This is a genomic window from Burkholderia sp. KCJ3K979 (genome assembly GCF_016759955.1).
Lineage (GTDB): Bacteria > Pseudomonadota > Gammaproteobacteria > Burkholderiales > Burkholderiaceae > Burkholderia > Burkholderia orbicola.
Genome location: NZ_JACFYV010000202.1, coordinates 1 through 11,966, shown reverse-complemented (window position 1 = coordinate 11,966; position 11,966 = coordinate 1). Strand labels below are relative to the sequence as shown.

Here is an 11,966-nt window from a genome sequence, read left to right as displayed (position 1 = left end):
TCAGCTCGCTACCATCAAGCGCCCACACTTATCGGCTGTTAATTTTTAAAGAGCGTTTCTGCGAGGAATCTTGAACCCCTCAGCAGCGCTGCGTTTTCAGCAGCAGAGAAGCGAGATTATGAACCGTTTTTTGAAACTCGTCAACAACTTTTTTAACTATTTCGTTGCGACGACTGCGGTTTAATTTCACGCGCACTGGAATCGATAAAACCGACTTCAACAGCACCGCTTCCCTCTTCTTCCCCCGCGCTGCGTTTCCGTTAGCGCGAAAGAGGCGTGATTCTATGCATCTGCCCCGGCCTCCGCAACCCCTTTTGTGAAATATTTTTGACATGCTATGGCGGGGACCGCTGAGCACCTCCTAGTGCTCATATACAGGCGACACGGCAGGCGCAGCCTCGGTCGCCCTTGAGCAGCCCCGCCGTATCGAACGCAACCTTCCGTCGATTACCGCCCCACCATCGCCCTCACCACGCCGTCCCGCCGAATCAGCCCGTGATACAGCGCCGCGGCAAAGTGCGCGAGGAACGTCAGGAAGAAGAGATAGGCCAGCACGCGATGCGCAACCCGGAGCCACGCGAACGTCACCGGATCAGCCGACACCAGCGCCGGCAGTTGCACGCCGCCGCCCAGCGTCACCGGATATCCGCCCGCCGACAGCATCGCCCAGCCGATCAGCGGCATCGCGACCATCAGCGCATACAGCACGAGATGCGAACCGTGCGCAGCCACCTTCTGCCACCACGGCAGATCGTCGGGCAATGCCGGCGGCTTCGACAGCATCCGCACCACGATCCGCACGCACACCAGCACCAGTACGGCCACACCCAGCGGCTTGTGAATCGCCACCAGGATCTCGTGCCGCCCGGAAACCGACGCCACCATCCCCACCCCGATGAACAGCATCGCGAGGATCATCGCGGCCATCACCCAGTGCAGCACCCGCGCCGGCAAACTAAACGTCGTCGAAGCCTTCATCACCGTCCCCCCCCACTCACTCGCGCCACGCCTGCCACGCCGGCCTCTTCACTCGTGCGCCGCAAATACGAATCCGCATACGCGGCCGAGCGCGCCGCCAGCAACGGATCGCCCGATACCTGAATTCCCTGCGGCAGCACCGTCGGGTCGTAGTTCACGTCGCGGCACGGACCGCTGTCCTGCGCCTCCACGCGGTCGAGCACGAGCGTGCCCGCATCGATCGTCGTGCGCTGCGCGGGCCAGATCTTCGTTGCATCGTCCACCGGGTCGCCGGGCTCCGCCAGCGTGACCAGCAGCTTCCACTTCTGCGGGCCGGCCGCGATGCGCTGCGTCACGTCCTGTTGCAGTACGTTCGGGTCCGCGGCCGTCGCGACGTCACCGGCGCCCGCCGTCTGCTCCGGCACGACGCGCCACCGCACCGCCTGGCGCTTGCCGGCCGCGTCGACGAAGTAGAACGCGTTCAGCCCGTAATAGCTTTCGGTGACGTAACTCGCGCTCGGCTTCGCACCCTTCACCCATTGCAGGAACGCGCCCGCTTCCGGATGCGCGCCGAAGAACGCCTTCACCTTCGCCGGGTCCGGCTTGCCTGTCTTCGGATCGGGCCGGGTCGCAAGCGTCTGCTCGTAGAACGCCTGCGGCGTCGCCACTGGAAACACCGGCATCGCGTTCATCCCGGTCCGCCATTGCTCGCCGTCCGGCGCGGTGAGCTTCAGCGCGAGGCTGCGGATCGGCACGCTGCTGTCCGGCGCGTAAGGATTCCCGCCCGGCAGCGCGAAGCGCCCGACCACCGGCGTGCGCACCGCCTTGAAGAACGGCGCGACCGAATACGCGCTCGCGGCGCCGTTGCCTTCGAAGTAGCCGGTCACGCACACGCCCTTCGCGTGATTGCGCCGGTAACCGGGATGGATGCCGCTATTGGTCTGCAGCGCGTCGACGAGCCGGTGCGGGGTCAGACGCGCCGGCGCGAGCCACCCGCCGGCATACCCGAACGCCGCGGCCACGCCGGCCACCGCGCCGCCGATCACGGCCCAGCGCCACCACCCGCGCCCGGGCTCGCGCTGCGGCGAAGAAGAAGATTGCTTCATGAATGCACTCCCGATCGTCAGATCATTGTCGAACGCGCGTAGGACGCCGCCCACGCCGCTTTATTCCACGAAGATTTTTTTCGTATGCTGGAGGGAATAACCGATGCCGGCCGGCGTCCTACGCGGCATCTACGACCCTTTCGGCAACCGGCCCGGCCATGCCCTCCACCGCCCTCGACGACGAAGCATTGCGCGAACTCATCCCCAGGCTGCGACGCTTCGCGCTCTGGCTGGCGCGCGACGTCCACGCGGCCGACGATCTCGTCCAGTCGACGCTCGAGCGCGCGCTGTCGCGCTGGACGAGCCGCCGCGACGACGCATCGCTGCGCAGCTGGCTCTTCACCATCCTGTACCGGCAATTTCTCGACGGCAAACGCAGCGCGAAGCGCTACAACTGGCTGCTCGGCCGCATTCGCGACGACGACGAAGCGCACTGGCCATCCGCCGAACGCGAATTCGCGGCGCGCGCGACGCTCGAAGCGTTCGGCCGGCTCTCGGACGAGCAGCGCAGCCTGCTGTTGCTCGTCGCGGTCGAGGGCTTCACCTATCAGGAAGTCGCCGACCTGCTCGAGGTGCCGATCGGCACCGTGATGTCGCGGCTCTCCCGCGCGCGCCAGGCGCTGCGCCAGCTCAGCGACGGCGAGCTTCCTGCTCCTTCTCTCCGATTGATGAAGAAATGAACACCCCTCCGAACGAACATGACCTTCAGGCCTATGTCGACGGCCAGCTCGACGACGATGCGCGTGCCGCGGTCGAGCGCTATCTCGCGCTGCATCCTGAGCGCGCGGAACAGGTGAAGCAATGGCAGCAGGACGCGCAGCGGTTGCGGGCCGCGCTGGAGAGCGTGCGGATGCCGGCGGACAACCCGGCGCTCGACCCAGCGACGATTCGCGGCCGGCGGGCCGAGCGCTCGAGGATGCGGTTCGCGATGGCGGCTTCGTTCGTGTTCTGCGTGGGGCTCGGGACGTTCGGCGGGTGGCAGGCGCGCGGGTGGAACGCGCCGCCGCCCATCGCGCCGATGAGCGATGCGGTCAAGGCTTACCAGATGATGGTGGTCGATCGGACGGCCAAGGTCGATTACCGGCCGACCGGTGCGGGCGATTTGCAGGGGTGGCTCACCAAAGGCGTGGGCGCATCGGCGAAGCTGCCGGATTTGAGCGCAGCGGGGTTCAGGCCTGTCGGTGGGCGGTTGTTCACGACGGACAGCGGGGCGACTGCAGCGATGGTGCTCTATCAGGATGACGCGGGACGGACGTTGAGCTTCTATCTCCGGCCGGCGGAATCGAAACATCGGCTACTGCCGAATGGGCAACGGATGGATGGCGCGTTGCTTGCGCGGTATGGGTCGGTGAACGGGCTCAACTATGCGGTGGTCGGGCCGGCGGGGAGTCTCGGCGAGAAGGCGGTCGTGCAGGCGCTCGATCAGCAGACTTGAAGTGGTAGGATGCGCGCCCGACTGGTGGTCGGCGATGGCCGCCAGCGCCTTTTGTGGCGCGGCTCGGCCGGCTTGAACGGTGCACGCTCACCACTCGAATGCACAGCGTTTCGACTGACTTTCCTCGGCTGTTATTCACATCGAAACCTCGCCGGCGCCCTCACCTTTAAAATCACAGGGTTTCGAGTCGCCGCGGAACGGGATATCCACACCTCTCCTGATGGTGCTGCATGCTGACTTCGATGGGTTCACTCACCTTTGGCATGCACAGCGTTTCTCGTTGTTTTGGGCATCGATATCCACAACCCGGGTGATTGACCGCTCGTCTTCGCCGGATTCGACTACGCTCACCCGTTGAATGCAGCCGGTTTCGAGTGGCTTCGAGTCAACGATATCCACACGGCATTCGACGTCCGGACGTCGCCGCCGATTCGTTCGCTGCCCTCTTTCATGGTCGGCAAAGCCTTGCCGGGCAACGCATTCAGGCCGACGAGCCCATCGAAACCGGGACGCTCACCGCTCGGATGCACAGGGTTTCAACTGGATCGTGCGCCGGTTATCCACACACCGCCGCTCGCGCTTCGGGTCACTTCGTCCCGACTCTCCCGAGAATCTCGCCGGTTTCCGGCGCGATGACGTAGTGGATCGACTTCCCGAGTCGGTTTGCGTTGCCCAGTCCGCGCATGCCCGGAATCAGCTTTGCCACGAACGTGATGGTGACGACATCGTCATCTGGCATGGGGTCCACCGTGGATGCCCTTTTATCCGTGATGCAGATCTCGAAGTTATGCAGATCCTGCCCGGTCGCCGCAAAGTCTTCGTAGGCAGCCTTCAGGCCCAGCAGCGTCGCTGTGTTGAGCGTGACCGAACACTGGTCGACCGTGCCGAAATTCAACGTACTCATCGTGTTCTCCGAATATCACCGGGCGAAAACTGTCCGCACTGCCGGATGCGCGCGGCAATGCCCGCGGATATCGTGATCCCGTTATCGTGTCCGTGCGGGCGGCACATGATCGGTCCCATTACCTGCTCCCTTTGCGAGCGCCGCTCGCATCACCCTGCTCTTTCCCGAGTTTCGTGACTGGCTCAGGATTCGAAATCAACCGTTGTACGTCGCGAAAAAAAATAGTCGGTGATCGCCGAGATCACGGCCTCGCGCGTGGCGTTATCGATCGTCTCGCCATCGCCTTGGGGCTCGACGTACTTCATCGAATCGACATAGACGACGAATGCGGGACCGTTGTCCACGCCGGACGACAATGCCTCGCCAGGCCCCCGCACGGTACGCTTTCCGTCGGACAGCACGATTTCTCCGCGCGACACCATCAGGACCTTATACGTCATCGCGTTGCCTCGCGCGATTCAGTCATGTCGTTCGACCACGTATTGCGACGGCCCGCGCCATGCAACCGAACGGTAACCACTTCGAACGACACCGATCTCCCGGTAATACTCGACGAGTGCCTGCGGGCTCCAGTCACGGCCCGCGGAGAATAGCGCATCGAGATCGATGAGCGCGGCTACGAGCGCTTGGCGGTCATGGTCGTCTGCGATCGCCCGTTCCCAGCGATCGGATTGTCGAGCGAAGCCCAACTGCTTCAGCATATCGGCGGCAGCTGTCAGCCCGGTCACGACGACCGCAACGCGGCCTGCGATATCCGTCACCAGCATCTCATTGACAGGTGCCTTCATCGATCGCTTCGCCCCGTATCGTCTCCCGTGATCACCCTGCCTCCTTCGTGAGCCATCCAACGATCTTCGCGACGTCCTCGGCAGACAGCATGCCAACACGCTCGACAAATATGCCGTAGTCGAGATCGAACTTCACGTTGAATCGCTCGCCCTCGTAGCGGCAACACAGGACCTCGGCTTCCGGTATCGACACGCGTTGCTCGAACACGATGTCGCCTGGATGGTGCTGCATCCTGCGTACGACCGTATCGATATCGAGTGTCTGGAGACGGGGCGATGAAGCATCGGTCATTTGCCGTGAGCCCGTTCGCCGAGCCTTTGCATCCTGGATGCCGGCGATTCTACAGACATGACGGCTCACGCATCGCTCGAGCGCTTCACAGCGTTCCGCTTCGTTCATCCAGCCGCTGCACGCAGTGCATATCCTGAGCGGATCACAGTCGACGGACTGTGCTTATCCAAAGGTGTTAACAGGGTTCGTATATATACGTAGTGATAGTTAACAAGCGCTGTGCCCCACAGTGGATAACCTCCGTAACGCACTGAATTTTCAACGCGAAGCGAAATGCATAACCCTGGGTGCGCGACGTGAACAGCGGCCAGCAGCACAGAACAACTTTTCGTCGATTCACAGACTCGCCGACATATCCTCAATCGTTCCACTGTGAATCCAGAGACTTCCCGGACGGTTATCCAGAGGGCAATGTGGATAACACCGCATCACATCGACGCGTTTTGCTGTGATGCGAACAGGTGAAGCTCACGCTCGCGGCATCGCGAGGCAACATCGATCATCAGCCCACCGCACACGTCGATTCAAAAAATTTTCACGAAGGGGCTTGTGCTCCCCCAAAACCCTCTCTATAATTCGCGGCTTCTTAGGCTCGTAGCTCAGTTGGTTAGAGCACCACCTTGACATGGTGGGGGTCGTTGGTTCGAATCCAATCGAGCCTACCAACGAACAAAATGAAGGGGTCCGGCAGCACAACTTGCCTACAGGCAACGCGGCTCGCCAAACATACAAACGCCACGCGGCAACTTCGCGTGGCGTTTTTCTTTTCCGGTCCGAAACAACGCAAAGCAACGCATGAAGCCCCGATGCGTTGCGCGATACACGGCCCGGCATCGCATCGTCATCGACCATCCGATCCGCCACACAACTGCCGCTGCACGGCGCGTAGAATCGTCTGCGCATCGACGTGGCCGCTTCGCCCGTCGCCAGATTTCCACCGCATCAGAACAACGACGCGCGATCCGCGCGACTGAGAGCACACGATCATGTCCGAGGTCACGACCGCCGCATCGTCCGCGAGCAACGACGAAATCGCCGCTTACGTCGGCAAGAACGCCGCCTGGTTCGAACGAAAATGGGCGATCGCCGACTCGCGCAAGAGCCGGCAGTCGTGGAACTGGGCCGCGTGCTTTCTCGGCCCGGTCTGGTTGGCGTATCGATGCATGTACTGGCAGGCGGCCGCCGTGCTCGCCGTCACGCTCGGCATCACGCTGGTCGAATTGCTGTACTTCCCGGGATACTTCGAATCGAGCGTGCTCGACCCGGCCACGATCGTGATCGCGGTGTCGCTCGGCTGGTACGGGAACGGCCTCTACAAGCGGCACGTCGAGCGCCAGATCGAAAAACTGCGCCCGAACGCGACGTCCCGCGAATCGTTTCTCGCGCTGCTCGAGGCGCAAGGCGGCACGAACTGGCTGGCGGCGGCCGGTTTCGCCGTCGCGACGCCGCTGCTCGGCGTCCTGCTATTCACGATCGGTAACGCCGGAGGCGCGATGTACTGATCGCGGTAGCCGGCGCTCGGCAATGCAGGGCAGAAAGAAGAGGGCGACACCGGCGCCATGCATTCATATCGCACGTCGCACACGGCGCATGCCCGCGCCGCCCTCAATGCAGGTGCTTCAATTTGTCAGGATTCCGCACGACATAGATCGCGACGATCTTGCCGTCGTCGATCTCGAGCGCAGTCGTCTGCAGCTCGCCGTCGGCTTCGAGCGTGACGAAACCCGGCAGCCCGTTGATGAACCCGGCCAGCACGAGCTTCGACGCATGCGTCGCAAACAGCTCGGCCAGGTACGCATGCACCCGCATCACGAGCTCGAAGCCGAACACCGGCTTGCCGGCCGCCGTGCGCTTGCCGCCGCCGTCGGAATGCAGGCTCACGTCCTCGGCGAGCATCGCGCCGAGCGCGCGCATGTCGCCGCTGCGTGACGCCGCGAAGAACGCTTCGGCCAGTTCGATCCCGCGCTGCTTCTCGACATGAAAACGCGGTCGCGCCTCGCGCACGTGCGTGCGGGCTCGCGCGGCGAGCTGCCGGCACGCGGCCGGGTCGCGCTGGATCGTCGTGGCGACTTCGTCGAATTCGAGGCCGAACACGTCGTGCAGCAGAAACGCCGCGCGTTCGAGCGGCGAGAGCCGTTCGAGCGCGAGCAGCAGCGGCAGCGTGACGTCGTCCGGTTCGTCTTCCTCGACGACCGGCTCGGGCAGCCACGGGCCGATATAGGTCTCGCGCTGGTGCCGCGCGGATTTCAGCTGGTCGAGGCACATGCGCATCACCATGCGGCGCAGGAACGCCTCGGGCACGCGCACCTCGGTACGGTCGACGTCCATCCAGCGGATGAACGCCTCCTGCACCATGTCCTCGGCATCCGCGACGGAACCGAGCATCCGGTACGCGACGCGGATCAGCGTGCGACGCAGCGGATCGAAGCTCGCCGCCGCGTCGGCCCGTTCGTCGGCGCTGCCGCTGGCCGGGTCGAGGTTCGGCATCAAGCCACCATCTTCGCGGCGGCGGCCTTCGCGTCGGCCGGGTCGACCCACAGCCCGAAGCCGACGGCGAGCCGGTTCCAGCCGTTGATCACGTTGATCATCACCGTGAGTTTCACCTGTTCTTCCTCGCTGAAATGGTCGTTCAGCGCCGCGTAGGCCGCTTCGTGCGCCGCATGGCCCTCCGACAGCCGCGTGAGCACCTCGGTCCAGCCGAGCGCCGCGCGTTCGCGGTCGGTGTAGCAGGGCGCTTCGCGCCACGCGGACAGCAGGTAGATGCGCTGCTCGGTCTCGCCTTGCTCGCGCGCCTCGACGGTGTGCATGTTAAGGCAGTTCGCGCACGCGTTGATCTGCGACGCGCGGATCTTGACCAGCTCGATCAGCGTCGGCTCGAGGCTCCCGGCCGCAGCGACCGACACGGTCATCCAGCTCTTCATCAGCGCGGGGGCGGCGGCAAACGGATTGAGTTTCGCAGTCATGGTTCCTTCTCCTTTCGTGTGGGTTCCGCTGATATGACGAGCGAGCACCCCACGCGTGTGACATCGACGCGAAAAATTTTTCGCAACCGGGGAAGCGCGCGGCGGAAAGCGAAGAGCGGAGCCGCCAAGCAGGGCGCCAGGAAGGACGCGATATCGACTGACGAATCGGCTGCATAAGGCCGCTCCTTCGACGAACGCGCGCCATCGACCTTTCACGCACGCCGGGCGGCTGTCACCGGACGTCAGTAGCACGCAGCGGCGGGCACGCGCATTGCATCCGGGGCCAAACCGCGCCACGACGGGCGTCGACGGTTCGTTACACGCGCGACGCCCACACCCCACATGCTTTCATTTTTCTTTCACATTCGTTTCACTGGAAATCCGATTCGCGACGTTCACATTTCTGGACCATACTGTTCTGCACGGGCAGATGAAGTGACGCCGCATCCGCGGCCCGGCGCGCGCGCCGGCTGGCCCACGACGCAGCAGCAAATCGCCCGTCAGCCGCGCGCATTCGAGCGCAAGGCTTTCCCTTTTCCGGCAACGCAACGCAGCGAATCGCGACGTGAACGGTAAACCGATGAGCCTCCTTGCATCCCAGCTTCAGCGCCGTTACCAGGACGTGCGCGCCCATAGCATCGCGTTGACCGCGACGCTGTCCGCCGAAGACCAGGCCGTGCAGTCGATGCCCGACGCGAGCCCGACCAAATGGCATCTCGCGCATACGACCTGGTTCTTCGAAACCGTCGTGCTGATGCGCCGCGTGCCGGGCTACGCGCCGTTCGACGACGCGTTCCAGTTCCTCTTCAATTCCTATTACGAAGCGCTCGGCCCGCGCCATCCGCGGCCGCAGCGCGGGCTGCTCACGCGTCCGTCGCTCGACGAGGTGCATGCGTACCGGCAATACGTCGACGACGCGATGCTGCGCGCGCTGGCCGGCGCCGACGCGGCACTGCTCGACGCGATCGCGCCCGAGCTCGTGCTCGGCCTGCATCACGAGCAGCAGCACCAGGAGCTGATCGTCACCGACATGCTGCATGCGTTCTCGTGCAACCCGCTGCGGCCGGCATTCCGGCCGTGCACCGGCGACGAAGCCGGATGCGCGCTCGCTGCGGGCGACGCCGGCCCGCTGCGCTGGCTGCATCAGCCGGGCGGGCTCGTCGAGATCGGCCACGATGGCGATGCGTTCTCGTTCGACAACGAACGGCCGCGCCACACCGCGCTCGTGCGGCCGTACGAGATCGCGAACCGCCTGGTGACGAATGCGGAATTCGCCGCGTTCATCGCCGACGGCGGCTATACGCGGCCCGAATTCTGGCTGTCCGACGGCTGGGCCACGGTGCAGCGGGAAGGGTGGCAAGGGCCCGCGTACTGGATGCCGGACGATGACGATGCGGCCGCCACGCGCGTGCGGCGCACGTTCGGCCTGCATGGCGTCGAGCCGCTCGCGCCCGACGCGCCGGTGTGCCACGTGAGCTTCTACGAAGCGGCCGCGTATGCGGAATGGGCCGGCGCGCGGCTGCCGACCGAATTCGAATGGGAAACCGCGTTCGCGGCGGACGGCATCCGGCAGATGCTGGGGCACGTGTGGCAATGGACGCGTTCGTCCTACGAGCCGTATCCGGGCTTTCGGCCGCTCGCCGGAGTAGCGGCCGAATACAACGGCAAGTTCATGGTCGGCCAGCAGGTCCTGCGCGGCAGCAGCATCGCGACGCCGCCCGGACACGAACGGCCGACGTACCGCAATTTCTTTCCGCCGGCGGCACGCTGGCAATTCACGGGAGTGCGACTTGCGCGAGACGTCTGACCTGACGGCCACGAGCGGTGGCCTGCAACCCGCCCGCGATTCGCGGCCGAGCGCGTTCGAGCGCGACCTGATCGACGGACTGTCGCGCACGCCGCGCAGCATTCCGCCGAAATACTTCTACGATGCGGCCGGTTCCGCGCTGTTCGACCGCATCTGCGAACTGCCCGAGTACTACCCGACGCGCACCGAGCTCGGCATCCTGCGCGATCGCGCGGCGGAGATCGTGCGGCGCGTCGGCCCGCATGCGGACATCGTCGAATTCGGCGCGGGTTCGCTCGAGAAGATCCGCGTGCTGCTCGACGCATTCGCGGACAACTATGCGAACGCACCGGCGCGCTACGTGCCGGTCGACATCTCCGCCGATTACCTGCACGGCGCGGCCGCGCGGTTGCGGGCGGCCTATCCGTGGCTCGACGTCGCGCCGCTCGCGGCCGACTACACGAAGGCCGAGCAACTGGCCGCGCTGACCGAGACGCCGCGGCGGCGCATCGGCTTCTTTCCCGGCTCGACGATCGGCAACTTCTCGCCGGCAGAAGCCGATACGTTCCTGCGCGACGCCGCGCGGCTGCTGCGCGGCGGCGGCCTGCTGGTCGGCGCGGATCTCGTGAAGGACGAGCGCACGCTGCATCACGCGTACAACGACGCGCAGGGCGTGACCGCGCAGTTCAACCTGAACCTGCTGGTGCGCGCGAACGCGGAGCTCGGCGCGGATTTCGACGTCGATGCGTTCTCGCACTGCGCGTTCTACGATCGCGGGCGGCAGCGCATCGAGATGCATCTGGTCAGCGACGTCGCGCAGACCGTGCATGTGCGCGGCCACGTGTTCCGCTTCGAAGCCGGCGAACGCATCCATACGGAGAACTCGCACAAGTTCACGATCGACGGCTTTCATGCGATCGCGCGCCGCGCCGGGTTCGAACCCGATACCGTGTGGACCGACGCGGACAACCTGTTCAGCGTGCACTGGCTGCGCAGCGTCGACGATATCCGCGCGTAACGCGCGTTGCCGCGAACCGCTCGCGCCGCGAAGGCGAGGGCGGTTCGCTCGCCATGCACACCGGCGGGTGCGATCCGATCGCCGGTTTCGTGCCGAAAATCCCCTTTTTACCGACCCGGTGCATCGCTGCAACGGTGTGTGGAATACCGCCTCTTCGTTGCTCCATCAGGCTTTGCGGGCATCCGTAAACGTCCGTTACCTGTCTCGCATACCCGTTTCACCTGTGTCAGCGCCTGGTGCCTAGACTCCGAACCGTAGTCACATGACGCACGACACGTGCAGGGAGTCGCGAAATGAGCAAGAAACTTATTCTCGGTGCAGTTCTCGGTGTAGCGGCGCTGGCAGCCTCGGGCGTCGCGTCGGCCCACGTCGACCTGTCGGTCGGTATCGGCGTGCCGGGCGTCTACACGGCGCCGGCGCCCGTCTACGTCGCGCCGCCTCCGCCGGTGATGTACGCGCCGGTCGGCTATCGCGACGACGACTGGCGTGCGCGGCAGTGGCGTGAACACGAGTGGCGCCGCCGTGAATGGCGCGAGCACGAGTGGCGCGAGCGCGCCTGGCGTGACGGTGGCGGCTGGCGCGGCCGTTGGGACTGAGTAACCGTCTTCCGAGTCAAGCCCGATGAAGTGAATCGTCCCAAGGCGTGTTGGTTTTGACCATGGCATTGAGCATGGTTAGGAGCTTGCGCATGCAGGCAACAAGCGCGACCTTGGACAG

Annotated in this window: 15 protein-coding genes, 1 tRNA gene and 1 pseudogene; 7 read left to right on the top strand and 10 right to left on the bottom strand. The window is 64.7% G+C overall.

From position 1 onward, the window contains the following. Positions 1 to 79: 79 nt before the first annotated feature. The 3 genes from H3O04_RS36335 to H3O04_RS28830 all read right to left on the bottom strand — a co-directional run bounded on the left by H3O04_RS36335 (position 80) and on the right by H3O04_RS28830 (position 2,063). Positions 80 to 226 (bottom strand): hypothetical protein, encoded by a 147-nt coding sequence (locus tag H3O04_RS36335; protein WP_237666466.1) that lies wholly within the window; start codon positions 224 to 226, stop codon positions 80 to 82. A gap of 221 nt (positions 227 to 447) precedes the next feature. Further along, the gene (locus H3O04_RS28835; RefSeq protein ID WP_172843425.1) at positions 448 to 978 is read right to left on the bottom strand and encodes a cytochrome b; all 531 of its coding nucleotides are present in this window, start codon (positions 976 to 978) and stop codon (positions 448 to 450) included. Continuing rightward, positions 978 to 2,063 carry a catalase family peroxidase gene (locus tag H3O04_RS28830; protein WP_202588968.1) on the bottom strand — a complete coding sequence of 362 codons (1,086 nt, stop codon included), beginning with the start codon at positions 2,061 to 2,063 and terminating at the stop codon, positions 978 to 980. Before H3O04_RS28830 ends, H3O04_RS28835 begins: the two co-directional genes overlap by 1 nt. Before the next feature lie 158 nt (positions 2,064 to 2,221). Here H3O04_RS28830 and H3O04_RS28825 point away from each other — a divergent pair, with 158 nt between their 5' ends. Continuing rightward, the gene (locus H3O04_RS28825; RefSeq protein WP_060263554.1) at positions 2,222 to 2,743 is read left to right on the top strand and encodes a sigma-70 family RNA polymerase sigma factor; all 522 of its coding nucleotides are present in this window, start codon (positions 2,222 to 2,224) and stop codon (positions 2,741 to 2,743) included. After that, positions 2,740 to 3,498, top strand: a complete 759-nt coding sequence (locus tag H3O04_RS28820) for an anti-sigma factor family protein (protein WP_202588967.1) — start codon at positions 2,740 to 2,742, stop codon at positions 3,496 to 3,498. Before H3O04_RS28825 ends, H3O04_RS28820 begins: the two co-directional genes overlap by 4 nt. Positions 3,499 to 4,084: 586 nt before the next feature. Here H3O04_RS28820 and H3O04_RS28815 read toward each other — a convergent pair. From H3O04_RS28815 to H3O04_RS28800, 4 genes are all read right to left on the bottom strand, one after another. Further along, positions 4,085 to 4,402, bottom strand: a complete 318-nt coding sequence (locus tag H3O04_RS28815) for a hypothetical protein (RefSeq protein WP_006477210.1) — start codon at positions 4,400 to 4,402, stop codon at positions 4,085 to 4,087. Positions 4,403 to 4,584: 182 nt separating this feature from the next. Further along, on the bottom strand, positions 4,585 to 4,803 hold the full coding sequence (locus H3O04_RS28810) for an Imm74 family immunity protein (protein ID WP_337249673.1): 219 nt from the start codon (positions 4,801 to 4,803) through the stop codon (positions 4,585 to 4,587). A gap of 57 nt (positions 4,804 to 4,860) precedes the next feature. Next, the gene (locus H3O04_RS28805; protein WP_202588965.1) at positions 4,861 to 5,190 is read right to left on the bottom strand and encodes a hypothetical protein; all 330 of its coding nucleotides are present in this window, start codon (positions 5,188 to 5,190) and stop codon (positions 4,861 to 4,863) included. Between the two features lie 31 nt (positions 5,191 to 5,221). After that, positions 5,222 to 5,590, bottom strand: a complete 369-nt coding sequence (locus H3O04_RS28800) for a hypothetical protein (RefSeq protein WP_237666464.1) — start codon at positions 5,588 to 5,590, stop codon at positions 5,222 to 5,224. 480 nt (positions 5,591 to 6,070) lie between these two features. On the opposite strand from H3O04_RS28800, the gene H3O04_RS28795 reads away from it, so the two are divergent. Both H3O04_RS28795 and H3O04_RS28790 read left to right on the top strand, forming a co-directional pair. Next, positions 6,071 to 6,147 (top strand) — tRNA-Val (locus H3O04_RS28795). Between the two features lie 321 nt (positions 6,148 to 6,468). Beyond that, a complete protein-coding gene (locus tag H3O04_RS28790) occupies positions 6,469 to 6,984 on the top strand; it encodes a DUF2628 domain-containing protein (protein ID WP_202588964.1) in 516 nt (171 codons plus the stop codon). A gap of 103 nt (positions 6,985 to 7,087) precedes the next feature. Here the strand turns inward: H3O04_RS28790 and H3O04_RS28785 are convergent, their stop codons facing one another. Next, the gene (locus H3O04_RS28785) at positions 7,088 to 7,969 is read right to left on the bottom strand and encodes a sigma-70 family RNA polymerase sigma factor (RefSeq protein WP_202588963.1); all 882 of its coding nucleotides are present in this window, start codon (positions 7,967 to 7,969) and stop codon (positions 7,088 to 7,090) included. Beyond that, on the bottom strand, positions 7,969 to 8,445 hold the full coding sequence (locus H3O04_RS28780; RefSeq protein WP_054928190.1) for a carboxymuconolactone decarboxylase family protein: 477 nt from the start codon (positions 8,443 to 8,445) through the stop codon (positions 7,969 to 7,971). Before H3O04_RS28780 ends, H3O04_RS28785 begins: the two co-directional genes overlap by 1 nt. A gap of 580 nt (positions 8,446 to 9,025) precedes the next feature. On the opposite strand from H3O04_RS28780, the gene egtB reads away from it, so the two are divergent. The 3 genes from egtB (at position 9,026) to H3O04_RS28765 (ending at position 11,845) form a co-directional block, all read left to right on the top strand. Then, positions 9,026 to 10,252 (top strand): ergothioneine biosynthesis protein EgtB, encoded by a 1,227-nt coding sequence (gene egtB / locus H3O04_RS28775; RefSeq protein ID WP_202588962.1) that lies wholly within the window; start codon positions 9,026 to 9,028, stop codon positions 10,250 to 10,252. Further along, positions 10,236 to 11,249 carry an L-histidine N(alpha)-methyltransferase gene (gene egtD, locus H3O04_RS28770; protein ID WP_175768356.1) on the top strand — a complete coding sequence of 338 codons (1,014 nt, stop codon included), beginning with the start codon at positions 10,236 to 10,238 and terminating at the stop codon, positions 11,247 to 11,249. Before egtB ends, egtD begins: the two co-directional genes overlap by 17 nt. Positions 11,250 to 11,542: 293 nt before the next feature. Next, the gene (locus H3O04_RS28765) at positions 11,543 to 11,845 is read left to right on the top strand and encodes a hypothetical protein (protein WP_006477218.1); all 303 of its coding nucleotides are present in this window, start codon (positions 11,543 to 11,545) and stop codon (positions 11,843 to 11,845) included. A gap of 16 nt (positions 11,846 to 11,861) precedes the next feature. On the opposite strand, the pseudogene H3O04_RS28760 reads toward H3O04_RS28765, so the two are convergent. Beyond that, positions 11,862 to 11,966, bottom strand: a pseudogene (locus H3O04_RS28760) (IS110 family transposase); the annotation flags it as partial.

Excerpts from the sequence above, each read along its gene's own strand:
- H3O04_RS28835 (WP_172843425.1), bottom strand. The coding sequence starts at position 978 with ATGAAGGCTTCGACGACGTTTAGTTTGCCGGCGCGGGTGCTGCACTGG.
- H3O04_RS28830 (WP_202588968.1), bottom strand. The coding sequence starts at position 2,063 with ATGAAGCAATCTTCTTCTTCGCCGCAGCGCGAGCCCGGGCGCGGGTGG.
- H3O04_RS28825 (WP_060263554.1), top strand. The coding sequence starts at position 2,222 with ATGCCCTCCACCGCCCTCGACGACGAAGCATTGCGCGAACTCATCCCC.
- H3O04_RS28820 (WP_202588967.1), top strand. The coding sequence starts at position 2,740 with ATGAACACCCCTCCGAACGAACATGACCTTCAGGCCTATGTCGACGGC.
- H3O04_RS28815 (WP_006477210.1), bottom strand. The coding sequence starts at position 4,402 with ATGAGTACGTTGAATTTCGGCACGGTCGACCAGTGTTCGGTCACGCTC.
- H3O04_RS28805 (WP_202588965.1), bottom strand. The coding sequence starts at position 5,190 with ATGAAGGCACCTGTCAATGAGATGCTGGTGACGGATATCGCAGGCCGC.
- H3O04_RS28800 (WP_237666464.1), bottom strand. The coding sequence starts at position 5,590 with ATGAACGAAGCGGAACGCTGTGAAGCGCTCGAGCGATGCGTGAGCCGT.
- H3O04_RS28790 (WP_202588964.1), top strand. The coding sequence starts at position 6,469 with ATGTCCGAGGTCACGACCGCCGCATCGTCCGCGAGCAACGACGAAATC.
- H3O04_RS28785 (WP_202588963.1), bottom strand. The coding sequence starts at position 7,969 with ATGCCGAACCTCGACCCGGCCAGCGGCAGCGCCGACGAACGGGCCGAC.
- H3O04_RS28780 (WP_054928190.1), bottom strand. The coding sequence starts at position 8,445 with ATGACTGCGAAACTCAATCCGTTTGCCGCCGCCCCCGCGCTGATGAAG.
- egtB (WP_202588962.1), top strand. The coding sequence starts at position 9,026 with ATGAGCCTCCTTGCATCCCAGCTTCAGCGCCGTTACCAGGACGTGCGC.
- H3O04_RS28765 (WP_006477218.1), top strand. The coding sequence starts at position 11,543 with ATGAGCAAGAAACTTATTCTCGGTGCAGTTCTCGGTGTAGCGGCGCTG.